The organism is Alkaliphilus flagellatus (genome assembly GCF_018919215.1).
GTDB lineage: Bacteria > Bacillota > Clostridia > Peptostreptococcales > Natronincolaceae > Alkaliphilus_B > Alkaliphilus_B flagellatus.
This window is the reverse complement of sequence record NZ_JAHLQK010000003.1, coordinates 13,525-37,665: the sequence shown is the minus strand read 5'-3', so window position 1 is coordinate 37,665 and position 24,141 is coordinate 13,525. Positions and strand designations below refer to the sequence as shown.

The following is a 24,141-nucleotide window of genomic DNA, read 5'->3' as shown; positions in this document are numbered from 1 at the left end:
AACTATAGAATATACTCATCTCATAATAGATTACAGTATTTCATTAAATAATATGACTCATCACTACTCATATCTTCTTTTTCGATTTTCCAATTGTGTGATACATAATAATTAAAAGCATTAATATTTGATTTTACGCATTTTAAGGTTAAAGGTAGTCCTACCCTTTCAATAGCTTCATTAATAAGAACTGTTCCAACACCTTGACCTTGAAAATCTTCTAACACGAATAAATTATGAATAAACTTTTCTGGTACCCAAATCGATACAAACCCAACAATTTCATTGTTTATTTGGGCAATCAATATTAGTTCATCTTTTGTACTTTCATCAAAATCTGACAGTTTCAACTTTTCTGGTTCCATCCAATGAAAAGTATTTTTACGAACAGTAAAGAAAATCTCTCTCAATTTTTCATAATTTGATTGCGTTGCTTCTAAAACTAAAATATCGCTTTTCATTTAATACCTCCTAAAGTTAATATAAATATTCCTTATTTCATACTTTTTAACTTATAGAAATTATTTTGAACCTATTGAACCAGATTTTTTATTCCACTTTCTATTTGTATCCTCTTTGTTATACATACTATTTTACTAATTAATATACAATGTTATGAATTAAAGAAGGTCATGAATAGCATCAAGTGGTACTATACATTTATCTTCTAAATCGTTGATGATATTTCTAATCAATTTACAATTTCGTAGTTCTTTATCGTTTAATTCAGAGATTTCATTAATTGAAAACCATTTTGCATTAATTATTTCTTCATTATCGTATTTTAAATCTCCTTCAACTACTTCCCCAACAAAATTAAACATAACTACCTGAGCATTAGTTTCACTGAAAAAATTATATATTCCTGTTAAGCCTGAGATAGTAACTTTATAACCTGTTTCTTCTTGGACTTCTCTAATAGCAGCATTAACTATTCTTTCATTATTTTCTAATCTACCAGATGGAAAATTCCATAACCCATATATATAATTCTTACCTTCTTGAACCATTAGGACTTTACCATTATTTAAAATCACACAACTTACTACTAAAATCAAACACTACACCTCTCTCATTGTATGAAATATTATTTTACAAATATGTAATATAAATTTCTCCATACAGTTGAAAAACCCCTTTTCCCATAATAAAACTTTATTTCCTTTATGATACAACTTTTCTTGCCAATATGTTTCTACCTTGATCATTTTTTAAAACAGAAAGTAATGTGTAAAATAAAAAACATGGTTAAGGAGGATTTTATCCTTCCTTGAACCATGTTTTTTGATACAACTTCTTGCAAAATGATACAACTTTATTTACTTTATACAACTTTCTGCCTAAATCAAATTTCCCTTCTACCTTCCAATGCCTTGGTTAGAGTAACTTCATCTGCGTATTCAAGATCTCCACCTACAGGTATACCGTGGGCAATTCTTGATACTTTAATTCCCATTGGTTTTAGAAGCTTTGACAGATACATTGCTGTAGCTTCTCCTTCAATGTTGGGGTTTGTAGCAATGATTATTTCATCTACAGGTTGATTCGTCAGACGTGATAATAATTCTTTAATTTTAATATCCTCTGGACCAACTCCCTCTAATGGAGATATAGCCCCATGTAGCACATGATAATATCCCTTAAACTCCTTAGTTCTCTCCATAGCTACTACATCTCTAGGATCTTCAACAACACAAATTGTTAATGGATCCCTTCTTTTATCACTACAAATATTACATGTATCTTGATCTGTCAGGTTTGTACATACCTTACAATACTTTACACTTTCCTTCGCCGTTACAATTGCATCAGCTAGGCTATGTGCATCTTGATTAGGCATACTAATAACATGAAAAGCTAATCTTTGGGCAGTTTTCCTTCCTATTCCAGGAAGTTTTGTAAATTGCTCAATTAACTGAGCAATTGATGATGAATAGTAGTTCATAATTTGCTATCCTCATTTCATTAGGTAAATAAAAACTAGAATAATCCAGGCATATTCATTTTCCCTGTAATTTTACCCATTTCAGAAGCCACCATATCCTCTGCAGCACGAATAGCTTCGTTAACAGCTGCCATGATTAAATCCTCTAACATTTCAACATCATCTGGATCTACTACCTCTGGCTTAATCTTTATACCTACTATTTCTTTTTTACCTGTAACTTTAATAGAAATAGCACCTCCACCAGCACTTGTTTCAAGAACCTTTTGTTCTAGTTCTGCCTGTGTTTCCTCCATTTGTTTTTGCATTTTTTGCACTTGTTTCATCATATTATTCATGTTAACTCCACCCATTCCTGGGAAACCTTTTTTAGCCATAAAAAATTCCTCCTTTTATTTCCTTAATTCATTATTTCTATTAAAAAGTCGTCTGATATTATCCATCGACCCTTACTACACTTTAAACTACAATTTTGTTCCTACAATGGTTCTTGTCACACTTAAATTTATATTAAATTTTCAGGTGCTCAAATTGTTATCATTTTCTTATTATATCATAATTATTTCAAATATATTATTCATCTACTATCTCTAATATTTCATGGATTTCCTTAGGTAGTGCTTCTTTAAGTATCTCTAATGGATCTTTTTCTTCCTTTGGCTCAATTTCAGTAATAAGCTGATCCTCCATTACAAATGAAAGTCTTATACTCTGGCCTGTAAGTCTTTTAATTATACCAGATATATATTCTTTTGTTTTTTCTTTATCTAAAGCTTCTCTATGGAATCCAAATCCATCTTTAAAAGAAATTAATAAAGTATCCTTATCTAATTTTACTAGGCTACCTTCCATTAGAAGAGCTTGTATTTGAGCTTTTTTCTCCTTACGCAATTCTTCTAAAATATTTTGCCAATTACTTTGTATAGCGCCAAAGTCTAAAAGACTATTATTATTAATAATTTCTTCCTCTCTAATCATATTTTCTTCTTTTGGCTCTTCCTCATCCATACTCTTCTTTTCATCATACTTGTTTTTTTGAGAATAGGATGACGAAATACTAGCTTTATTTGGTACTGAAGAAGATATATTTACATTACTTCTATTTACCGTTATTTCTCCAGAGACAATATTTTTCTCCAACTGTTTTACTCTTTCTATAATCCCCTCTAAAGAGTCATCTAGTTCTTTATTACACAAACCTATAACTGCTATTTCTATTAATGTTCTAGGTTGAGCAGAGTATTTTAATTTTCCTTCAATATCCGATAGACTATAAATAAAAGAAGTTATCTGATTTATAGTAAATAACCTGCCCTGTTCTTGAAGGCGTTTTTGTCTTTCTTCTGATAAGCTTAAAATCTCATCAATTTCTACATTCATTTTAACAAGTAGAAGGTTTCTAAAGTGGCTAATTAAATCCTTCATTAGCTGACTAACTTCCTTACCTTCCATAACCATTTCGTTAATAAGTGTAAGCACATTGGATGTATCTTTCTCGGCTACTTTATCAACTAGGTTAAATATAAACTCATAATTAACCATCCCTAATATACTTACTACATTCTCGTAGGTTAGAGTATCCTCACTAAAGGATATACATCGCTCTAAAATACTTAAAGCATCTCGTAATGCCCCTTCCGAATTAATTGCTATTAATCTAAGGGCTTCTTCATCCCAAGTAACTCCTATTTCATCACATATAAAAGATAGGTGCCCCATTATGTCTCTTATTTTAACTGGTTTAAAGTCAAACCTTTGACATCTAGATAGTATTGTAGCTGGTATTTTGTGAGGCTCCGTAGTAGCTAATATAAATATAACATAGCTAGGTGGTTCTTCTAATGTTTTTAACAGAGCATTAAAAGCCCCTGTACTAAGCATATGAACCTCATCTATAATATAAATTTTATATTTTCCTTTAGATGGAGGATATTTAACATTTTCCCTAACTTCCCTTACATTGTCTACTCCATTATTAGAAGCGGCATCTATTTCAATAACATCCATAATATTTTCTGTTAAAATACCTTCACATACTTCACAGCTATTGCAAGGATTAGCATCTTTGGGATTAAGACAGTTTACTACTCTAGCAAATATTTTTGCTGTAGATGTTTTTCCGGTTCCCCTTGTACCTGTAAAAAGATAGGCGTGGGCAATATTAGAAGAGTTGATTTGATTTTTTAAAATAGTAATTACTTGTTCTTGTCCAATTACATCTTCAAAAACCTTAGGTCTCCATCTTCTATAAAGTGCTTTGTAGGACATATTTTCACCTTCGTTTCTCTTTCTTTCAATAATATTACCTTATATATAACTACTTACAATGTCAAGAAATTATACTTTCTATATATTAATAAAAGTAATCTGATGCTACCATATAGACCTTTGTATTACTTAAATTTTCTTAAAGGATAAAAATGTGATTTTTTCCTTGGTTATAACTACGATATTATTTTCAGATAATGCAAAGCTTTTTAAAATATCACTTGAATATGGATATTCAAACTTCACATTTCCATTTTTACCATATTTAAATATTGTTCTTAATGAGTATGCTATAATTTCATTCTTATAATTATCTAACCCTAGTATTTCTTCCTTTGGAGCCATTTCGCCAGTCAGTTTTCCATCATATGCTAAGGTTTTAATTTTATTTCCAGTACGTGAATAAATAATGCTATTTTTACTACTACCTTCACTGTACATTGTTAGATAGTTTCTACCGGTTGTATCTATAAGTGCTATTGGCTCATTAAAATTAGTTTCCCATTTTACTTTATTATTTTTATCTATACTAAATATATTTTTTTCATCAACTGCAATTAAATCTCCTTTTTCATTATAGAAAATATTTAATATTACATTGTTTTTTAAACCTTCTACACCAATCAAATTTCCTTTTAAATCATAAACTAATAGATTGTTTTCTAAAGTATCTCCATTTGTTCCTATAGTGCTTACAGCTATTCTATCCTGTGTCCTTGAAATAGCTATATTAGTTACTTCTCCCTCTCCTAATGTTATTTCTCCAACCTTATTTCCTTCCTCGTTCATTATAGTAATATATTGAACTGGACTATCAGTATGATGGTATAATACTACATAGTTATCATCACAAATATTAAAATTTTTATAAGGTTTATCTAATGTACTTTTATATATTTGTTCTCCTTTTTTATTTATGCGTAGTATTTGATTTGTGTTTTTATCTATTACATAAACATTATTAGAGTTTGTTTTTATTATTGGACGAGTTATCCCTAAATTTATGTTCCAGATTTGTTCTCCATCCATATTATAATAAATTAAAATACCTTCTAAATACTGTATTAATCCATTATCTAATTTTTCATAGATGATTTGACTACTATGTGTTGTTTCTATTTCTTTAATTATAGATACATCGCCTTCTCTTGATCCTGTTTTTGCTTTCAAGTAGCTTATCGCTTTAGGATTTATGAAGAATAAAATAATAATTATAGTAATTAAAATTAATAGTCCTTTTTTTCTTTTTTGCATATTTGAATCCCCTTATAATTTTTATCCAATAGCTAACAGTCCTAAAACTCCTTCTTCTACAAAATGGAGTCTTAGAACTGCATAACTTACACCTCAAGGGTGGTTTTGCATAGGAATACAGCGCAACACTCGTTCAGATTGAGATAAAAGTCTATCTGAACTAAATCTTTGTTTATCTTATAGTTATTAGTTTTTATGCTATATATGTTTCACATGAAACATGCATACATTTAGTTATTTATATTATATTCCATAAATTTTATAAAAATCCTCTATAGCTTTTTCTTCTTTTAAGAATTATAGCACAAATAAATAACATTCCTATATATCCGAACAGTGGATAAAAGAAAGTAACTAGTTTTTTAAAACCTACCATTGCTAAAGGTACAGATATTACGCAGACAATAATACTAATAAATTTTTCATTAATTCGTGTTAAATTAGCAATTCCCAATATACATCCATAACCATTAGCAATTGCTGTAGTAAACATAGCAAGAAGCAAAACAAAACTATATAATGTTTTCCACAAATCTCCTAATGTGCTTGCAACTGTAACCATTGGCACTTCTAATCCTATTACACTAGTATATAACACCATTAGGCTTAATAAAATTATCATGGCTAAAATACCTAGTACTAATCCTCCTAATAATCCTCCCAGCTTAGCAGCTTTTTTATCATAAATTAGCGGATATAAGGAACACATAACTACTATAGAGCCTATAGTGTTATAACAGAAATATACAATTGCAGACCATAGCCAATTTGATTTATGTATTAATTGTACTAATATATATTTCAATGAACTCACATCGCTAAATATGTTATTACTTTTAAATGGAGCAGTATAGAAGTTGCTAAACACCATTTGATTTTTATATATAACATTAAGCCCTATCCATAATATTATAAAAACAAGAAAAGGGACTATTACCTTATTAGCATTTGCGATTCCTCTCACTCCAAATATAAAAACAAAAAAGGTTATTATTGCCATTATAATAATTCCATATATATATTGGATTTGAAAATGTTCGTAAAATACAGCTCCACTTCCAGATAGCATAACGACATAACTGGTAAACAATAGAAAAGTAAGCAATATATTTATAATAGTAAAAAAAGCTTTTCCAAAATATCCTGTTGAAAACTGCTTAAAACTTTTAATTTTTTTTGTATAAATACTATTTAACACTAAAACTCCTAATAGTGAAAATAAAATTGTTACTATTATTACACCTAATATTCCTTGCCACCCATACTTCCCAAAAAATTGAAATATTTCTTGGCCAGAAGCAAATCCTGCTCCAATAACAGTGCCAATATATACACTTGCTAATGTATATATTGATTGTCTTCTTGTCATAACCCATCCCCCTCTCACAATTATATTTTTATGATGAAGTATGGGTAATAAGAACCGAGTCCTTATTTATCTTCGGTATATTGCTAGGATTCTCGAAATAAAAGTCGTCTGGTGCTATCGTATCAGCACCTTTTACCCTTAAGGCTTATTGTAAACTTTTAAGCGAGAAAGACACAACTATGATTTAGGTAGAGTTAAGACTCCTTCTGAATCCAGTTTTCTTTATCATATTTTTTGTATTAGAAAACCTATTTAGGAAAAGCTAATTGTAACTTAAATAGATTTAATTCAAGGAGGAACTTTTATGTCTTTATCTAATTTAAAAAAATATGATTCTTTAAGTATTAATACACCAATGGCCTCTGTTGATTTTAGTATTATGCTATCTAAATATATTAATTTGTATTATAGTACCCCATATGAGGAATTTGTTCTACTTTGTATTGGAACAGATCGTTCGACTGGAGATGCATTAGGACCTATTATTGGCCATAAACTAGTTGACTCGCTTTCAAAATATAATAAGGTTTATGTCTATGGTACTTTAGATGATCCAGTACATGCAAAAAATTTAAAAGAAAAAATAGATCATATATATAATTCTCTTAATAATCCTTTTATTGTAGCTATTGATGCTTGCTTAGGAAAGGCAGATAGAATAGGCTATATTACCGTAGGTGCAGGTCCTTTAAAACCTGGAGCTGGTGTAAATAAAAACCTTCCAGCTATAGGTGATATTCACATTACTGGTATTGTTAATTTAGCAGGATATATGGAATATCTAGTATTGCAAAATACAAGACTAAATCTTGTTATGAAAATGGCTGATACTTTAGTAAGCTCTATTAAATATTCTGTTTGGAAACTTAATCAACAAAGACTATTCTTAGAAAATTAAAGATATTGCAGTATAATTATTATGCAACTATTTAAAAATCAGCAAAGAAGGGGAATTATATCTCCCCTTCTTTATATATAATCCTTCGTTTATTTATTTGCTTTCGGTATTAATAGTTTTACCTCTAATAAGTCTCCATTTATTGCAAGTACTAACTCTCCATTCATTAATTGCATAAGATTTTTTGCAATATATAGTCCAAGGCCACTACCTTCAGTATGCCTAGATCTTTCTCCTCTTACAAATTGTTCCATTAGTTCATCTGGGCTAATATTAAGTTCATCCTTAGATACATTTTTTAGGCTAAATGAAACAAATTCATCTTCTTCCTTCACTATGCCATAAATTCTTGTATTTTCTAGAGTATATTTACTTGCATTACCTATAATATTCTCCAGTACTCTTCCTAAATGATTCCCATCTGCTAAAACAAAAACATCATTCTCTGGATTAAATATAAAAGAAATATTTTTTTCATTAAAGATAATATCAAATTCTCCATATACCTGTGATATTAGTTCATTTAGCTCTAATTTTTCTAGATGTATATTTACATTACCTGTTTCTGTTTTAGACGCCTCAACTAAATCTGTAATGAGTAATTTTAATCTTTGAGAGTTCCTGTCTAAAGCATTGATGTAGCTTAAGACAGTATTATCTTCAAAGTCATGAGATTTCAATAAATCTGTATAATTTATAATGGAAGTCAGGGGTGTTTTTAGATCATGAGAAATATTTGTAATAAGCTCAGTCTTTAGCCTTTCAGATTTTAGCTGTCCATCAATAGACATCTGAACATCTTCATCAATATTGTCTAACATTCTTATAGATTCTATTGTGAATAAAGAAGGACAGCCAACTGCTATATGATGCTTTTCATGACTACTAATATTTTTTATATTATGCATTATTATGCTTATCTGCTCTGTATAGTTTAGTAATGATATTGTTATTATAAGCACTATTATTAGCCTAATTGTATTTTTATATGTGAAGCTATAATAAAAAAAGTAGTTCAAAAAATATACTACAGATAATATAATTGGAAAAACTACTCCAGTATATACCTTAAAATCATTATTATAGTTTTTAAATATATTATATAATAGTAGTGTTTTAAGAAATATTCTCCTTTTTAACCTTATGATTACTATAATTAAAATAATTATTAGCATAAGAATTAAACTAAGCATAGCCATTACTTCTACTGAAATTAAGAACCTTATAATACGTCCTAGCTCTATTCTTTCTAGCATCCTCACCAAGAGGGATATTATTGGTAATCTTGCTATTCCCACTATAATCCCTCGTAATAAAGGCATCCCTACAGCAAAAATTAATACTATATATAGCAGTAGAATTTCAAAATATATATTTTCTAAGATATATTTTAGTTTGATTCTTCTTTTTATATTTTTATCCATTTATTCACCCACAATTTTATATCCCATACCATAGACTGACTTTATATAATCGGGCTCTTTAGGGTTGATTTCTAACTTTTCTCTAAGATGGCTAATGTGGACAGATATGATTTTCTTTACATTATAGGCAGGTTGATCCCACACATACTCATATATTTCATTAGAGGAAAAAACTCTTCCTTTATTTTTCATCAGTAATTTTAATATTCCGTATTCATTAGGAGTAAGATTAACTATATTATTATCTGCCTTTACTTGTTTTGTTCTATCATTAAGAGTTAATCTTCCTACGGAAAAAACATCTTCTTCCTTTATCATACTTCCTAAATCTGTAAATCTTCTAAGATTGGATTTTACCCTAGCCAAAAGCTCTATGGCATTAAATGGCTTTGTAATGTAATCATCTGCTCCAACATTGAGCCCTAGAACCTTATCTGTGTATTCACTTTTAGCACTTAGAATTATTATTGGTATATTATTTTTCATTCTTATTTTTGAAGTTACTGCTATTCCATCCAGCCTAGGCATCATGACATCTATAATAATTAGATGAATATCATTCTGATCAAGTGCCTCTAAAGCTTGTATACCATCATAAGCGCAAATCACATTATATCCTTCACTTTTAAGGTATATTTCTATAGCATTAACTATATCTTGCTCATCATCGCAAACTAGAATATTGTAGCTCATAATTATCACCCTTGCCCTTTTTATATTAATAATTAATAATTAGTTATTAATATTGTCTTACTGTAGGTTTTTAAATAAAGTTATAATAAACCCATCATGATTGTTTCCAGATACTTTATATTTAAAATCATCTTCCACATGAAGTACCTGTATATCAGCAGTTGATCTTATAAAAAATAATTGTATTATATTATTTTTATACTTATATTTGTAGCTATTATCAACTGATGTATACTTTCTTATAAAATCATGGTATTCTTCAAGTGCCAAACCCTTTTCTTCTATTATAGCACTATGTGGGTATCCAACATAGCGAAAATGCCATGGTTCTTTTGAAATCCCAGTTACAGCTTCTTTTCCCTCTTTATACCTTTCTATAAATCCACTCTTTTTTGCTTCTTCTCTAAATCTCTTGAATATACCATCGTATGGAAAATCTGGACATATAAAGTCTATATCTTTCTTATTTTCTCCAAGGTCAATTGCCATACCACTTTGGTGTTCACTCTCATCTGGCTTAGCTACAAATTTTTGTGTAAATTCAAGACCATTCTCTATAACTGAATTTCTATATAAATTTGATTGCTCTTGTTTTGACCGAAAGCCACTAACAGGAACGATAGTATCTTCCGAATTAATTTTATTTAAAATATTTCTAAGTGCCTTGGCAGTATTTTTGTTTACTAAATGTTTGTTATATTTATTATCAACAGCAACAAGATTGTCCATAATTTCCTGTTCATTAATCCTAATCGGGTATTTTTTATTTATTAATATCAAATTCCCTCTATACATATCTTCCTTTTGTAGTACTATTGTTTTCATGATTTTACTCCTGTATTCCTAATTCAATTAACTTGTCCAATATCTCTTTATACTCTATTCCTGAATGAAGTAACATGTTAGGGAATCGACTTCCTGTAGTAAAACCTGGCAGAGTATTCACTTCATTGAATACTATTCTATTTTTTTCATCTACAAACATATCTACTCTTGATAAGCCACTGCATCCTAAAGCTCTATATATACCTTTTGCTGTTTCCTTAATTTTTTCACTAAGTTTGTTATCAATTCTTGCAGGTAAGTGAATTTTTGAATGTTCTAATGTATATTTTTCTTTAAAATCGAAAAATCCACTAGGCACCTCAATTTCATCTACTGTTCCAACTATTAGATCATCCTTACCTAAAATAGCACATCCAACCTCAAACCCATTAATGTTCTCTTCTAACACAACCTTATCATCAAATTTTAATGCTTCATCTATTCCTTGAAATAATTCATATTTATTTTTTGACTTTGTTATACCTATAGAAGAACCTTCTTTAGCAGGCTTTACATAAATAGGATAACCAACATTTTCTGCAAAATCATTTATTTCTTTTTCATCTGTTTGATGATCAATAGCTAAACTATTTGGAACATCAAAACCTGCATAGCTAACTATTTTATGTGCATAATCCTTATCCATACAAATAGAACTTGCAGCTACATTACAACCAACATAACGGATTCCTGATATCTCAAGTAGTCCTTGAAGCGTTCCATCTTCTCCATTCTTACCATGAAGAATTGGAAATACTATATCTATTTTTGTGTGTATTAAAACATTATTCTTTATCTCAATTATTTCTCGATCACCCTTACTTGGCGAAATCATAACCTTTGTACAACTATTATCTAAAAACCATGTGTTATTTTTTATCTTGTCCAATTTACCATTATATCTAAGCCATTTTCCATCACGTGTAATACCTATTTTTATAACGCTGTATTTTTCTGTATCTAAATTCTCTATTACTGAACACGCAGATTTTAATGATACTTCATATTCAGATGATTCTCCGCCAAAAATTACTGCTACAACTTTCTTTTCCATTTATACTACCTCCCTATTTAATAACTCCAATTTCAGATTCTATATCGTATCTAATTTCATATTTATTTTCTAATACTAGTTCTCTAGAAACTATATTTTTCCTAAAGAAGTCTTGGCCTATCTTATATATTTCGTTATATCTATATATCTTTTTATCTTCCTTTGTATATTTTAGATTTTCACTTTCAACAGTATATAGAACGTCTTGAAATGTATCGCTTAAAATTGTTCCGTGTATAAATTCATCATCAAATTCTATTGCAAGTTGAAAAGTTTCTTGTGTTTCATTTTTTACCTTTAAATCTAACCAGCCCTCAGCAATTGTTGCATCAACTCCTTCAGGTATATCACCCTTTGGTTGAGGCATAGTTTCTGCTGAATGAGGATGTCGCTCTACTATAGTAAGTGGTGCATGGAGAAATATCCAAAATAGCAAATTACTTATTTGACAAAGACCTCCTCCTTCTACAGGAGTAATTTGATTATTAACCATAGCTAATGCTTTTTTGTATTTTCCATATTTTTTTGCATCCTTTGCCAATATCCAAAAAGAAAAGGTTTCATTCGGCCTTATAATTATTTTATTTATTGTTTTGGCAACTAACTTAAGATTATCAACTTTGTTTATTTGATACTTTATGTCATAGCCACTTTCAGTGTTAATCAATTTTGATTTAGTTGAAAAAACTTTATACTCTAATGCATCCTTGGAGATTTTTCGCGAGTACTTATTCGAATCCATCTTCATTTGGGTATAAAAGAATACCTTTCGTTGAAATTTTCTTATTGGTAAAAGGAATGGAAATCTTTCCGTTATTCTTTTCTTTTTCATAACAGCCTCCAAAACACTTATTTATTCTTGTAGTTTAAATTCTATACAACAAATTCAACTATCTAGGCTTTATAAAATCTAAGATTTGTCAAAGATTATGTAAAAAAAGAGTAGGTCATATGACCTACTCTTTTTTATTAATATTTTTTGAATCTTATATTTTACTTAGTAAATAATCTCTCATATCTTCTGGTTTCTATAATATGCTCTATTTCATCAATTGTTTTATTGTTTGCATTTATTAGTATTGCCCCATAAATATTCCCATCTACTGAATTGTTAACACTATCTAGTCCACTATAAATATCTGTATACACTATGGCGTCAATATGACCTTCGTCCCTATAATCAACTACTTCATAACCTTCTCTTTCTAACCCTAGTCTTATTTCATCTAAACCTTGCTGCACAGCTACTCTTTTCAAATAAAACACCTCCTAAAAATAGTATATCTAGGAAGTGTATTTTTCATTCCTTTATAAGTTATTTACTAAGGTACAATTACTTCTATCTTCTTATTCACAGCTTCAAACTTAATTGGTCTATTATCTATTATTTCCCCATCTGCATTAACATTCATATTTTCTGCTGAAAATATTTGTACATCTTTTCCTCTATACATTTTTACTTCTTTATACTTAACATGTTCTCCTTTAAATATAGTAGGAAAAAGAAACAATAATTTTAGTTTGGACATTTTTCTTACTACACAGATATCAAATTGTCCATCAAAGACTTCAGCATTGGGCGCTATTTTCATACCACCACCATAATATGCTCCATTACACACTGCAATTAACATAATTTCTTCATTATATTTTATACCATCTATTATTAAATCAACCTTTAAACTTTTAAATTTACCTAAGGCCTTTATAACACCAATAACATAAGAATAAGTGCTTGAAAAATATTTTTTTATTTTATTTGCCTCTTGAGCAATTAATGCATCTAAACCTATACTACAAAAATTAACAAAGTGTTTTCCGTTTAACCTGCCTATATCTACTGGAATAGATTTTTTCTTTGCTAAAATCTCCAGTGCTTCCCTTAAATTAAACGAAATATTAAGTGTTCTAGCAAAGTCATTTCCTGTACCAGCAGGGATAACCCCTAATTTTTGTAGCCCTCCAACCATTCCATTAACCACTTCATGGAGGGTTCCATCACCACCTACAGAAACAATAATAGAAAAATTTTTAGTTTTAGCTTCCTCTGCAAATAACTTCGCATCTCCTATTTTTTCTGTTATTTTAATCTCATAAGTACATTTATAAGTATCCATTACTTCTTTTATTATTGGGATGATTTTACTACCGTTACCTTTTCCGGCTACTGGATTAACTATAAATAAATAAGACAATGCTAGTCACCTACCCTACTTGGCGAGTACTTCTATTACTCTTCAAATCTACTCTATCTAAAGCATTAGCCTTTGCTCTCTCTAAAGCTTGTAGTTCTTCGACAGAAAGACTATAGTTAGATACCCCATTCTTTACAGGCTTAGCATAGGAAACCGTCTCTATTCTTCCATAAATACCAGTTAGAATAATTCCATCATTATTTTCATCTAGCAAGGCGATTGAATAACTTAAATCACTTCCTGTATCGTCAAATGCATTATATCTAATAATACCCATTCTTTGTACACAAAAGCTTAATCTATTATTAAATACATCTATCTGACTTTCCATCTGATTTAAACGTTGATAAACTTCATCAACCTTATCCATATGTTCAAACAAAATACCCTCTATCTGCTTTCCATCCGTTCCTCTTACGAGTTTTCTATATCTCTCTTTTAAATTCGATATCATTCCCATGTTTATAATTAAAAATATAATAGTCAATAAGTTAAGCGCTAAGCTTCCTATTAGTAATGGACCGCTGTACTGTTCAAAGAAGTCTAATACCCATTCCATTCGAATTCTCCTTTCATCATTTTAATAATTATATTATAAACTAAAACTATTCGACAATATATAAGTTTTTCCTTCTATTTTTAACATATATATCTTGTAGTTTTTACCATAACAAAAATTACACTGCTGCTTTCTCAACACTTCATATAACACTTAAATTAAAAATTTCAAGTTCCCTCAAATATTACCAACCCGCTACTTCTTTAGAAACTCTTAATACTTATACTTGCTCCTATAGCATAAAAAAAGCAGCTCAGCTGCTTTTCTTATGTCTATATTTGCTCACATATATTTTTAATAGCTTCTATAGCCTTGTCGATATCTTCCTTAGTATTAAAGTAACCTATACTAAATCTAACAGTTCCTTGCTCAAATGATCCTATTGTTCTATGGGCCATTGGTGCACAGTGTAATCCCGATCTAACAGCAATATTAAATACCTTATCTAATATAAAAGCTATTTCGGATGAATCCTCATCGCCAATATTAATGGATATAACAGCCCCTTGCTTTTCTGCATCCTTTGGTCCATAAATTTTTACCATTTCAATTTTCTTCAATTCTTCAATAAAATAATGGGTTAACTGTTTTTCGTGATTTCTTATTTTATCTAGACCTTCTTTTAATATAAATTCTATTCCTGCTCCTAATCCTACAATACCTGGAGCATTTGATGTTCCACTCTCATAGCGGTCCGGCAGCATATCTGGTTGAGTAAGCTCTTCTGACTTACTTCCAGTTCCACCTTCTTTAAAATGCATTACATCTATGCCTTCCCTTATATATAAAATCCCTGTTCCCTGCGGTCCCATGAGTCCCTTGTGTCCCGGAAGGGCTAGTAGATCAATATTCATTTGTTTAACATCTATATCATATATTCCTGCAGTCTGGGCACCATCTACTAAGAATAAAATGCCTGCTTCCTTTGTTATCTTTCCTACTTCCTTTATAGGCATTATTGTTCCTGTTACGTTAGATGCATTGGTTAATACCACCATTTTAGTATTATTCTTAATAGCATATTTTATATCTTCTGGAGATAAGCTTCCATCAGAATCACACTTTATAATAGTATTTTCTACACCTATGTCTTCTAATGCTTTAATGGGTCTTAATACAGAGTTATGCTCCATACTTGATGTAATTACATGATCTCCTTTTTTTAGAACTCCTTTCATAGCTAAATTTAAAGCTTCAGTTGCATTAGATGTGAAAATAATTTGCATGGGATTATCTATATTAAATAAACTTGCTATTAATTCTCTAGTACCAAAAATTCCTCTACCTGCCTCTAATGCTAACTGGTGTCCTGATCTTCCTGGATTAGCTCCGACATGCTTCATATGATGTAAAACCGCCTCATATACTTCTTCTGGCTTTGGGTAAGAGGTAGCAGCATTATCTAAATAAATCACAAATATCCCTCCTGTTCTTATTTACTTTAATAGACTTATTATTCTTTCTAGATCATCTTCATTATAATATTCTATTTCAATTTTGCCTTTTTTGGCACCCTTAATAATATTTACTTTTGTTCCAAATAGTGATTTTAAATTTTCTTCTATTTCAGCTAAAAATACATCTTTAGTTTTGTTTTTATTTATTTTGTTATCTTTTTTACTAGTATTATTTAATTCCTTCACTAATTCTTCTACTTGCCTTACACTTAAACCTTCACTAATTATCTTTTTTGCCAACTCATATTGATTGTCATTGGATTCTATACTAAGTATAGTTCTACCATGTCCACCGCTAATTTTTCCTTCTATAATAAAATCAATTACCCTTTTATCTAAACGAAGTAATCTCATTATATTAGCTAAATAAGATCTACTCTTTCCTAGGGCTTCTGACAATTGTTCTTGTGTAATTTTATACTGGCTTATCAAATATTGATAAGCTTTTGCTTCTTCAATAACGTTCAAGTCTTGCCTTTGTAGGTTTTCAATTAATGAAACTTCTAAAAGTTGTTTTTCATTATAATGTTTAACTATACAAGGTACTTCTTTTAATTCTATACTTTTTGCAGCCCTCCATCTTCTTTCTCCTGCAATAATCATATATCCCTTTGCATCTTCTGTTACAATTATGGGCTGTATTATTCCATGAGCTTTAATAGAGTTAGCTAACTCCTCTATACCGCCTTCATCAAAATTTTTTCTCGGTTGATTAGGATTAGGATATATCTTATCTATAGAAAGTATTTGAATTTTTTCATCATTAATCTTTTCTTCTACTATGTTTAAGCTGATCATATCAGGAATAAGTGCCTCTAATCCTTTACCTAATCCTCGCTTTTTAGTCTTTATCATCTATATCACATCCTCTTCCAAATATAAAAATTCTTCTGCTAGCTCTGCATATGCTTCTGCACCTTTTGATTTTTTATCATAATAAATAATAGGCTGTCCAAAACTTGGAGCCTCTGCTAATCTAACATTTCTTGGTATAATTGTAGTATATACCTTACCTTTAAAATAGTTTTTTACTTCATCTACTACTTGGATAGATAGATTTGTCCTTCCATCGAACATACTAAGAACAACCCCTTGAACTTCTAAATTAGGATTTAAATTTTTCTTTACTAGTTGTATAGTATTCATCAATTGACTAACTCCCTCCAATGCATAATATTCACATTGGATAGGAATTAAAACACTGTCTACAGCTGCTAAAGAATTTATTGTTAATAAGCCTAAAGAAGGAGGGCAATCTATAAAAATGTAATCATAATCATTTTTTATTTCATCAATAGCTTGTTTTAATTTAATTTCTCTATTTTTCATTCCAGTAAGCTCTATTTCTGCTCCAGCTAACTGTACACTAGAAGGTATTAAATGTAGATTTTCATATTCTGTAGCTACAATAGCCTCTTTAATATTAGCTTCTTCGATTATAATATCGTAAATGGTATATTCCAATATATTTTTATCTACTCCTAAGCCACTGGTAGTATTACCCTGTGGATCAATATCAATAACACAGACCTTTTTGCCGTTTTCAGCAATACATGCACTTAAATTTACATTTGTAGTTGTTTTACCAACTCCACCTTTTTGATTAAAAACTGCAATTACCTTTCCCATTGTTATTTCCCCCTTTAAGGCCTAGAAGTTATATATAATAAAAATTAAAAATCGCCTGATGCTATAGCATCGAATTCAGTCACACTTAAAATTTAAAAACTTCGTCTAAAAATTTAAAATGCTCAAAGTATTACTGACCTCCTACTTATTTAGAGGCACTTAATAGTTAGAAAAGTATAATTTCTTATGTTGCATTATTAAGATTTCTATAAAACTTTAAATTACCCTTTAATAATTTAATAATTATAAAATTGCTAATATTGGAAGCAACTAAGGAATATAATGTTAAAGTAACGGGCACCTGTTTTATTAATTTTTTTAAAAAAACCAGCATATTACTTAACTAGAGGAGGGTAATATTATGTTTAATATTATAATAACCACGTTTTGGATCGTATTTATAGCTGAATTAGGTGATAAAACTCAATTACAGACCATGCTTTTAGCTACTCAATCTAAGTCACTTTGGCCTGTTTTTTTAGGTTCTTCCTTAGCATTAGTTCTAAGTTCTTTTCTTGGTGTTTGTGCTTCTACTATTTTAACTAAATATATTTCTCCTCATTATTTACAAACAGGTGCTGGAGTAGTTTTTATTGTTATAGGAGTATTAACTCTTTTAGGCCGCATGTAGTCAATATATTTTCAAAAAAAGATTACTATATTTTAGTAATCTTTTCTTGACTAGCCCTTTGGGATTTTTACTGTTACTTCTATATATTCACCTTTATCTACTTGCTGAAATTCTGCATTTTCTTGTTTTTCTTTAATAACATCATAAGCTTGTTTTAATGTATTAAGATATATTCTATAATTCATAAAGCTTCTTATTTTCTGATTTGGCTTTACCTCTTTTTCCTTACCAATAGACTCTAACATAGTTTTTATTAGCTGCTCCGTTTTTTTAACATTCAAATCATCTTTAATAACTTTGTCTAAAGCATTTTCTCTAAGGTCATCATCAGGAAGTTTTAATAAAGCCCTAGCATGTCTTTCAGTTAAGCCTCTCTCTAATAGTCGTTTTTTTATATTTTGACCTAATCTAAGGATTCTTAACTTATTAGCAATAGTAGATTGATTTTTTCCTACCCTTTCAGCTAATTCCTGTTGTGTAAATCCGTGATCTTCAATTAAATTTGCATAACCCTCAGCCTCTTCTATAAAGTTTAAATCTTCTCTTTGCAAATTTTCAATAATAGCTAGAACTGCAGAATCCGTGTCGGTATAATTATTATTGATTATAGCTGGTATTGTCTTTAATTCAGCTAGTCGTGCAGCTCTTAATCTTCTTTCCCCTGCTATTAGCTCATACTTATCCTCGCCTATTTTCCTAACACTTATAGGCTGTAAAATACCGTAGGCTTTAATAGAAGCGCTTAGTTCCTCTAGCCCTACTTGAGAAAATGTTCTTCTTGGTTGGTAAGGGTTTGGGATAACCTTATCTACTAAAACTTCCTCTATTCTCTTATCCAAACTATTCATCGATTGTAATCCCTCTTTTCCATAGCGAAACTACTCAATTTAATATATTAATCTATTTCTATAAAACTCTGACGACTCCTGCCATTATATATATAATTTTATAAATTTCATTCTACAAAATACGCCTTGTTTTTTCTACTTTATTGGTTCTTTGCTCGGTTTTCCTGCTTTTCTAGGGTATTTTATCGGAGTTTGTTTTATTTTTTTTATAACTAATATATGGTGTGTAATATCGCTAAATGGTAAATCGATAACTATTTGATCAACAACTTCTCCGCCTAATATTTTTATAGCATTTTTTGCTTCTGGTAATTCTTCTATCAGTCCCGGTCCTTTTTGACAAATAAAATATCCTCCTACCTTAACAAATGGAAGGCAATATTCTACTAAAATATTTAATGCCGCTACAGCTCTAGATACAGCATAATCATATTTTTCTCTGTGGGCTTTGTTTTGTCCAAAGTCTTCTGCTCTACCATGCAAAAATTCCACATTAATTAAGTTAGTTTCTCTACATACCTCTTCTAAGAAACCAATTCTCTTTTTTAAGGAGTCTAATAACGTTAATTCTATATTAGGTAAAGCTATCTTTAAGGGTACTCCCGGAAACCCTGCACCTGTTCCAACATCAATCATTCGTCCTTCAGTTTTTAAATATTTAGTTTGTATGCAAGATAAAGAATCTAAAAAATGCTTTATCATAACTTCTTTTTCTTCCTCAATGGCAGTCAAATTCATTTTTTGATTCCATTCTAATAAAATATCTTTATATTTGATTAATTGATCTACTTGATAGCCTGTAATCTCTACATTCAGCTCTTTTGAACCATCCTTTAAAATATCCTTTAACTCCATTATTCTGTCCCATCTCCCTTTTTACGTCTTCTTTGCTCTAAATATACTAGCAGTACGGAAATATCTGCTGGCGATACTCCTGAAATTCTGGATGCCTGTCCTACTGATACAGGTCTAATATCATTTAATTTTTGTCTGGCTTCTATTCGTAATCCTTCAATTTTGTTATAATCAATATCATCTCTAAGTTTTTTGTTTTCTAACTTTTTAAATTGATCAATTTGTCTAAGTTGTTTATCTATATATCCTTCATATTTAATTATTATTTCACATTGAATTTGAGCATCTTTTAATAAATCTGCCGGTCTATCTTTATCTATTTCTTTAATATTTTCATAAGTAAGCTCAGGACGTTTCAATAAATCATATAATGAAACTCCCGCCTTTATAGGTGTACTTTCTGCCTTTTCTAATATAGGGTTAGCGACATTTGGAGATACATTAGTAGTTTTTAATCTATTCATTTCATCTTCAATATGTTGCTTCTTTAAAAGATATCTTTGGTATCTATCTTCTTTAACTAAACCAAGTTTATAACCTTTTTGTGTTAATCTAAGATCTGCATTATCCTGTCTTAGAACTAAACGATACTCTGCTCTGGAGGTCATCATTCTATAAGGTTCATTAGTTCCCTTAGTTACTAGATCATCTATTAATACACCTATGTATCCTTCCGAACGTTGAAGTATAAAGGGCTCTTCTCCCCTTATTTTTAGAACAGCATTAATTCCTGCCATAATACCTTGTGCTGCAGCCTCTTCATATCCTGAAGACCCATTAAATTGACCTGCACTAAATAAGTTATTAATGTTTTTTAATTCTAAAGATGGTTTTAGTTGAGTAGGGTCTATACAATCATATTCTATTGCATAAGCAGGTCTCATAACCTTTGCATTCTCAAGTCCAATAACACTTCTAAGCACTTTTAATTGAACTTCCTCAGGTAAGCTAGTAGATAAACCTTGAACATACATTTCTTTCGTCTCTAATCCTTCTGGTTCAATAAAAATTTGATGGGAAGGCTTGTCGTTAAAACGAACAACTTTATCTTCTATGGATGGGCAATATCTAGGGCCTGTGCTTTCTATATCTCCCCTATACATTGCTGATCTATTTAAGTTGTCCATAATTATTTTATGAGTCTCCTCTGTTGTTCTTGTTAACCAGCAAGCTTGCTGATCTTTATGTATTTCCTCATTCATAAAGGAAAATGGTATTACTTCCTCATCCCATTTTTGAATATCCATTTTGGAAAAATCAATAGTATCTCTATGTATTCTAGCTGGAGTACCTGTTTTAAACCTTCTCATATTACAACCTAATTCTTTTAATCTCTCAGATAAATACATAGCTGGAAATAAGCCATTAGGACCTGATTCATAGTTAACCTCTCCTATATATACTCTTCCCTTTAAGTACACACCAGTAGCTAATATAACTGCCTTTGCGTAATATACAGATCCTGTTTTTGTAACAACACCCTTAACAGTATTATCTTCCACTATTACATCTATTACTTCCCCTTGAATTATATCTAGGTTAGGTTCATTCTCTAATGTTTTTTTCATCTCTATATGGTATCTTGTTTTATCTGCTTGAATCCTTAATGAGTGTACCGCTGGTCCCTTACCAGTGTTTAACATTCTACTTTGAATAAATGTCTTATCTATATTTAATCCCATTTCGCCACCTAATGCATCTACTTCTCGTACCAAATGTCCCTTTCCAGTTCCACCTATAGATGGATTGCAAGGTAACATTGCTATAGCATCCAATGACATAGTTAACATTATTGTACTGTGGCCCATTCTAGCAGCAGCTAAAGCTGCCTCACAGCCTGCATGTCCAGCTCCTACTACTACAACATCATAATTTCCTGCGTTGTATTTTATCATTGTTTATCCTCCGTTTCTTTTTCACGTGAAACATTACTTTCCAATACAGAAGTTTTTGAAGATATGATCTAATAGATCTTCTCCTACTGAATCTCCTGTAATTTCGCCTAGTGCTTCCCAAGTATTCTTTATATCTACCTCAACAAAATCAAGTGGTAATTGTTGTTTAATAGCCTTAGTACTATCTTTAATACTTTCAAGAGCTCTTTCCAGTGCATTTTTATGTCTTATATTAGTGACTAATAAACTATCCTTTGCCCTTACTTGTCCTTGATATACCATTTCAACTAAAGCATCCTCTATTTCTTCTAATCCTTTTTCTTCTACTAAGGATACTTTAATAATTTTTTTACTTCCTATAATTGTCTCTACCTCTTCAAAGTTAAGCTTTTGAGGAAGATCAGTTTTATTAATAATGATTAGAGCTTTCTTCTGTCCAATAAGATTTATTATCTGTTTATCTTCTTCCATTAATTCTCTAGAAGCATCTAACATTACTATAATTAAATCTGCCAGATTAAATAGTTCTTTTGATTTTTCTACACCTATTTTTTCTACAACATCTTCCGTTTCCCTTATTCCAGCTGTATCAATCAGTCTAAGTGGAATTCCCTTAACATTAAGATGCTCCTCTATTACATCTCTTGTAGTACCAGGAACATCAGTTACTATAGCTCTTGACTCCCTAACTAAAGCATTAAGTAAAGATGATTTTCCCACATTAGGTTTCCCTACAATTACAGTGCTTAACCCTTCTCTCAATATTTTCCCAGTATCAGCAGTATCTAATAATTTTTGAATATCCTTTTCTACTTCACTACTTTTTTCTAACAAAAAGTCCAATGTAACTTCATCTATGTCCTCTTCTGCAAAATCAATAGATACCTCAACATGAGCTAGCATTTCTAATAAAATTTCTCTAACTTTTGCAACTTTCTTTGACAATGAACCCTCTAATTGATTTAATGCTACATCAAAACCCTTTTCTGTTTTAGCACTAATAAGATCCATTACCGCCTCTGCTTGTGCTAAATCAATTCTTCCATTTAAAAAGGCTCTTTTGGTAAATTCTCCTGGATCCGCTGCTCTAGCACCCATTCTAAGCACAAGCTCCAATATGTTTTTTACTGGTATCATGCCTCCGTGGCAGTTTATCTCTATTATATCTTCCTTTGTATATGTGTTTGGGCCTTTCATATATGAAACTAAAACTTCATCAACTCTTTTATCAGTTTTTGGATCAATAATATAGCCATATGTTATTCGTCTAGGTTTATATTCACTTAATTTTTTTCCTTCTTTCGATCTAAAAATTTGATCTGTTAAATCAATTGACTTATCTCCACTGATTCGTACTATACCAATTCCTGCCTCACCTGGAGCTGTAGCAATAGCTGCAATAGTATCATCTATAAACATAGTTTTCACCTCTATTTAAAATTTATATTTCTACGTAATTAACTTAATAGTTATTATACCAAATTTTGTACTATTTAATTAATTAGACTCAGAAAAAAACCCAGTTTTTCACTGGGTTTTAATAATTATCTTCGGTGTATTACTAAGACTCCAGCTTATATAAGCAGGAGATCAATTACTACATCAATGAAATAAAAGTAGTCCTATACTGTTGCACTTAAAATTTATTGTAAATTTTCAAGTGCTCAAGATGCAAATAAGCTTCTGATAAAGCTAACATTACATCTGAACCAAATTTTCTTTATCTTTTTAATGCAATAACAACTTTTCTAAAGGGCTCTTCCCCTTCACTATATGTTTGTATATAAGGATTGCTTTGTAAACTAGCATGAATAATTCTTCGTTCATAGGGGTTCATAGGTTCTAGAGCAATAGTTTTACCGATTTTACGTACTTTATTAGCCATTTTATTTGCTAATCTAATTAGTGTATCTTCCCTTTTTTGTCTGTAATTTTCTGTATCTACAAATACCTTTATATATTTATCACTGTTTTTGTTTACTACTAGGCTTAGTAAATACTGCAGAGAATCTAAGGTCTGACCTCTTCGTCCAATAATTACACCCATATTTGGGCCTTCAATATTAACTACTAAGGTATCGTTTTTCTGATGAATATCCATATTAACTTCTAGATCCATTGCTCTAAATAGGTCTTCTAAAAATGTTCTTGCATCATCTTCAGGTCTATCTAATACAGTTAATTTTACCTTTGCTAATTTCGAGCCTATAATGCCAAGAAATCCTTTATTAGGTAGTTCAAGTACATTTATATCTACTTGATCCCTTGTTTTATTTAACTCTTTTAAACCTAGCTCAATTGCTTCTTCAACTGTTTTCCCCATTGACTCTATCAACTTCATA

25 protein-coding genes are annotated in these 24,141 nt (G+C 30.2%); 2 read left to right on the top strand and 23 right to left on the bottom strand.

Annotated elements, in window-relative coordinates; all coding sequences use genetic code 11:
• Positions 1-20: 20 nt before the first annotated feature.
• From KQI88_RS07830 to KQI88_RS07800, 7 genes are all read right to left on the bottom strand, one after another.
• Entirely contained in the window at positions 21-461 is a 441-nt protein-coding gene (locus tag KQI88_RS07830) for a GNAT family N-acetyltransferase (RefSeq protein ID WP_216416005.1), read from the bottom strand.
• A gap of 159 nt (positions 462-620) precedes the next feature.
• A complete protein-coding gene (locus tag KQI88_RS07825; RefSeq protein ID WP_216416003.1) occupies positions 621-1,058 on the bottom strand; it encodes an NUDIX hydrolase in 438 nt (145 codons plus the stop codon).
• Positions 1,059-1,345: 287 nt separating this feature from the next.
• A complete protein-coding gene (gene recR, locus KQI88_RS07820) occupies positions 1,346-1,945 on the bottom strand; it encodes a recombination mediator RecR (RefSeq protein WP_212381044.1) in 600 nt (199 codons plus the stop codon).
• A 35-nt stretch (positions 1,946-1,980) separates the two neighbouring features.
• Positions 1,981-2,322 (bottom strand): YbaB/EbfC family nucleoid-associated protein, encoded by a 342-nt coding sequence (locus tag KQI88_RS07815; RefSeq protein ID WP_216416001.1) that lies wholly within the window; start codon positions 2,320-2,322, stop codon positions 1,981-1,983.
• Positions 2,323-2,518: 196 nt separating this feature from the next.
• Complete coding sequence (gene dnaX, locus KQI88_RS07810) at positions 2,519-4,213, bottom strand: DNA polymerase III subunit gamma/tau (RefSeq protein ID WP_216415999.1); 1,695 nt, start codon at positions 4,211-4,213, stop codon at positions 2,519-2,521.
• 129 nt (positions 4,214-4,342) lie between these two features.
• Positions 4,343-5,467 carry a DUF5711 family protein gene (locus KQI88_RS07805; protein ID WP_216415998.1) on the bottom strand — a complete coding sequence of 375 codons (1,125 nt, stop codon included), beginning with the start codon at positions 5,465-5,467 and terminating at the stop codon, positions 4,343-4,345.
• 259 nt (positions 5,468-5,726) lie between these two features.
• Complete coding sequence (locus KQI88_RS07800) at positions 5,727-6,836, bottom strand: YkvI family membrane protein (protein ID WP_216415997.1); 1,110 nt, start codon at positions 6,834-6,836, stop codon at positions 5,727-5,729.
• A gap of 304 nt (positions 6,837-7,140) precedes the next feature.
• Between KQI88_RS07800 and yyaC the strand changes: the two genes are divergently transcribed.
• Positions 7,141-7,734, top strand: coding sequence for a spore protease YyaC (yyaC, locus tag KQI88_RS07795; RefSeq protein ID WP_216415996.1), 594 nt, complete (start codon positions 7,141-7,143; stop codon positions 7,732-7,734).
• Between the two features lie 89 nt (positions 7,735-7,823).
• On the opposite strand, the gene KQI88_RS07790 is transcribed toward yyaC, so the two are convergent.
• The 11 genes from KQI88_RS07790 to KQI88_RS07740 all read right to left on the bottom strand — a co-directional run bounded on the left by KQI88_RS07790 (position 7,824) and on the right by KQI88_RS07740 (position 17,570).
• Positions 7,824-9,158 (bottom strand): sensor histidine kinase, encoded by a 1,335-nt coding sequence (locus tag KQI88_RS07790; RefSeq protein WP_216415995.1) that lies wholly within the window; start codon positions 9,156-9,158, stop codon positions 7,824-7,826.
• Positions 9,159-9,851, bottom strand: coding sequence for a response regulator transcription factor (locus KQI88_RS07785; RefSeq protein ID WP_216415994.1), 693 nt, complete (start codon positions 9,849-9,851; stop codon positions 9,159-9,161).
• A 57-nt stretch (positions 9,852-9,908) separates the two neighbouring features.
• Entirely contained in the window at positions 9,909-10,580 is a 672-nt protein-coding gene (locus KQI88_RS07780) for a D-alanyl-D-alanine carboxypeptidase family protein (RefSeq protein WP_408629719.1), read from the bottom strand.
• Positions 10,581-10,680: 100 nt separating this feature from the next.
• A complete protein-coding gene (gene vanG / locus KQI88_RS07775) occupies positions 10,681-11,730 on the bottom strand; it encodes a D-alanine--D-serine ligase VanG (RefSeq protein ID WP_216415991.1) in 1,050 nt (349 codons plus the stop codon).
• Between the two features lie 13 nt (positions 11,731-11,743).
• Positions 11,744-12,562 (bottom strand): glycopeptide resistance accessory protein VanW, encoded by an 819-nt coding sequence (gene vanW, locus KQI88_RS07770; RefSeq protein WP_216415989.1) that lies wholly within the window; start codon positions 12,560-12,562, stop codon positions 11,744-11,746.
• A gap of 161 nt (positions 12,563-12,723) precedes the next feature.
• Positions 12,724-12,987 carry a YkuS family protein gene (locus tag KQI88_RS07765; RefSeq protein WP_216415987.1) on the bottom strand — a complete coding sequence of 88 codons (264 nt, stop codon included), beginning with the start codon at positions 12,985-12,987 and terminating at the stop codon, positions 12,724-12,726.
• Between the two features lie 65 nt (positions 12,988-13,052).
• Positions 13,053-13,925, bottom strand: coding sequence for a diacylglycerol/lipid kinase family protein (locus KQI88_RS07760; protein WP_216415986.1), 873 nt, complete (start codon positions 13,923-13,925; stop codon positions 13,053-13,055).
• 10 nt (positions 13,926-13,935) lie between these two features.
• Positions 13,936-14,484 (bottom strand): DUF4446 family protein, encoded by a 549-nt coding sequence (locus KQI88_RS07755; RefSeq protein WP_216415984.1) that lies wholly within the window; start codon positions 14,482-14,484, stop codon positions 13,936-13,938.
• A gap of 272 nt (positions 14,485-14,756) precedes the next feature.
• Positions 14,757-15,899 carry an aminotransferase class V-fold PLP-dependent enzyme gene (locus KQI88_RS07750; RefSeq protein WP_216415982.1) on the bottom strand — a complete coding sequence of 381 codons (1,143 nt, stop codon included), beginning with the start codon at positions 15,897-15,899 and terminating at the stop codon, positions 14,757-14,759.
• Positions 15,900-15,920: 21 nt separating this feature from the next.
• Positions 15,921-16,796: a ParB/RepB/Spo0J family partition protein gene (locus tag KQI88_RS07745; RefSeq protein ID WP_216415980.1), complete on the bottom strand. Its 876-nt coding sequence runs from the start codon at positions 16,794-16,796 to the stop codon at positions 15,921-15,923.
• Entirely contained in the window at positions 16,797-17,570 is a 774-nt protein-coding gene (locus KQI88_RS07740) for a ParA family protein (RefSeq protein ID WP_216415978.1), read from the bottom strand. It abuts the gene before it with no gap.
• Positions 17,571-17,931: 361 nt separating this feature from the next.
• Between KQI88_RS07740 and KQI88_RS07735 the strand changes: the two genes are divergently transcribed.
• Positions 17,932-18,201 carry a TMEM165/GDT1 family protein gene (locus tag KQI88_RS07735; RefSeq protein ID WP_216415976.1) on the top strand — a complete coding sequence of 90 codons (270 nt, stop codon included), beginning with the start codon at positions 17,932-17,934 and terminating at the stop codon, positions 18,199-18,201.
• A 50-nt stretch (positions 18,202-18,251) separates the two neighbouring features.
• On the opposite strand, the gene noc is transcribed toward KQI88_RS07735, so the two are convergent.
• The 5 genes from noc to jag form a co-directional block, all read right to left on the bottom strand.
• A complete protein-coding gene (gene noc, locus KQI88_RS07730) occupies positions 18,252-19,049 on the bottom strand; it encodes a nucleoid occlusion protein (protein ID WP_216415974.1) in 798 nt (265 codons plus the stop codon).
• Positions 19,050-19,184: 135 nt separating this feature from the next.
• Positions 19,185-19,904, bottom strand: coding sequence for a 16S rRNA (guanine(527)-N(7))-methyltransferase RsmG (gene rsmG, locus KQI88_RS07725; RefSeq protein ID WP_216415972.1), 720 nt, complete (start codon positions 19,902-19,904; stop codon positions 19,185-19,187).
• Positions 19,904-21,799, bottom strand: coding sequence for a tRNA uridine-5-carboxymethylaminomethyl(34) synthesis enzyme MnmG (mnmG, locus tag KQI88_RS07720; protein ID WP_246579197.1), 1,896 nt, complete (start codon positions 21,797-21,799; stop codon positions 19,904-19,906). Before mnmG ends, rsmG begins: the two co-directional genes overlap by 1 nt.
• 33 nt (positions 21,800-21,832) lie before the next feature.
• Positions 21,833-23,218 carry a tRNA uridine-5-carboxymethylaminomethyl(34) synthesis GTPase MnmE gene (gene mnmE, locus KQI88_RS07715; RefSeq protein WP_216415970.1) on the bottom strand — a complete coding sequence of 462 codons (1,386 nt, stop codon included), beginning with the start codon at positions 23,216-23,218 and terminating at the stop codon, positions 21,833-21,835.
• A gap of 301 nt (positions 23,219-23,519) precedes the next feature.
• Complete coding sequence (jag, locus tag KQI88_RS07710) at positions 23,520-24,140, bottom strand: RNA-binding cell elongation regulator Jag/EloR (protein WP_216415968.1); 621 nt, start codon at positions 24,138-24,140, stop codon at positions 23,520-23,522.
• Between the last annotated feature and the right edge of the window lies 1 nt (position 24,141).

Bases quoted from the DNA above. Each gene is read 5' to 3' on its own strand.
- KQI88_RS07830 (WP_216416005.1), bottom strand. From the start codon at position 461: ATGAAAAGCGATATTTTAGTTTTAGAAGCAACGCAATCAAATTATGAA.
- recR (WP_212381044.1), bottom strand. From the start codon at position 1,945: ATGAACTACTATTCATCATCAATTGCTCAGTTAATTGAGCAATTTACA.
- KQI88_RS07815 (WP_216416001.1), bottom strand. From the start codon at position 2,322: ATGGCTAAAAAAGGTTTCCCAGGAATGGGTGGAGTTAACATGAATAAT.
- dnaX (WP_216415999.1), bottom strand. From the start codon at position 4,213: ATGTCCTACAAAGCACTTTATAGAAGATGGAGACCTAAGGTTTTTGAA.
- KQI88_RS07805 (WP_216415998.1), bottom strand. From the start codon at position 5,467: ATGCAAAAAAGAAAAAAAGGACTATTAATTTTAATTACTATAATTATT.
- KQI88_RS07800 (WP_216415997.1), bottom strand. From the start codon at position 6,836: ATGACAAGAAGACAATCAATATATACATTAGCAAGTGTATATATTGGC.
- yyaC (WP_216415996.1), top strand. From the start codon at position 7,141: ATGTCTTTATCTAATTTAAAAAAATATGATTCTTTAAGTATTAATACA.
- KQI88_RS07790 (WP_216415995.1), bottom strand. From the start codon at position 9,158: ATGGATAAAAATATAAAAAGAAGAATCAAACTAAAATATATCTTAGAA.
- KQI88_RS07785 (WP_216415994.1), bottom strand. From the start codon at position 9,851: ATGAGCTACAATATTCTAGTTTGCGATGATGAGCAAGATATAGTTAAT.
- KQI88_RS07780 (WP_408629719.1), bottom strand. From the start codon at position 10,580: ATGGACAATCTTGTTGCTGTTGATAATAAATATAACAAACATTTAGTA.
- vanG (WP_216415991.1), bottom strand. From the start codon at position 11,730: ATGGAAAAGAAAGTTGTAGCAGTAATTTTTGGCGGAGAATCATCTGAA.
- vanW (WP_216415989.1), bottom strand. From the start codon at position 12,562: ATGAAAAAGAAAAGAATAACGGAAAGATTTCCATTCCTTTTACCAATA.
- KQI88_RS07755 (WP_216415984.1), bottom strand. From the start codon at position 14,484: ATGGAATGGGTATTAGACTTCTTTGAACAGTACAGCGGTCCATTACTA.
- KQI88_RS07745 (WP_216415980.1), bottom strand. From the start codon at position 16,796: ATGATAAAGACTAAAAAGCGAGGATTAGGTAAAGGATTAGAGGCACTT.
- KQI88_RS07740 (WP_216415978.1), bottom strand. From the start codon at position 17,570: ATGGGAAAGGTAATTGCAGTTTTTAATCAAAAAGGTGGAGTTGGTAAA.
- KQI88_RS07735 (WP_216415976.1), top strand. From the start codon at position 17,932: ATGTTTAATATTATAATAACCACGTTTTGGATCGTATTTATAGCTGAA.
- noc (WP_216415974.1), bottom strand. From the start codon at position 19,049: ATGAATAGTTTGGATAAGAGAATAGAGGAAGTTTTAGTAGATAAGGTT.
- rsmG (WP_216415972.1), bottom strand. From the start codon at position 19,904: ATGGAGTTAAAGGATATTTTAAAGGATGGTTCAAAAGAGCTGAATGTA.
- mnmG (WP_246579197.1), bottom strand. From the start codon at position 21,799: ATGATAAAATACAACGCAGGAAATTATGATGTTGTAGTAGTAGGAGCT.
- mnmE (WP_216415970.1), bottom strand. From the start codon at position 23,218: ATGTTTATAGATGATACTATTGCAGCTATTGCTACAGCTCCAGGTGAG.
- jag (WP_216415968.1), bottom strand. From the start codon at position 24,140: ATGAAGTTGATAGAGTCAATGGGGAAAACAGTTGAAGAAGCAATTGAG.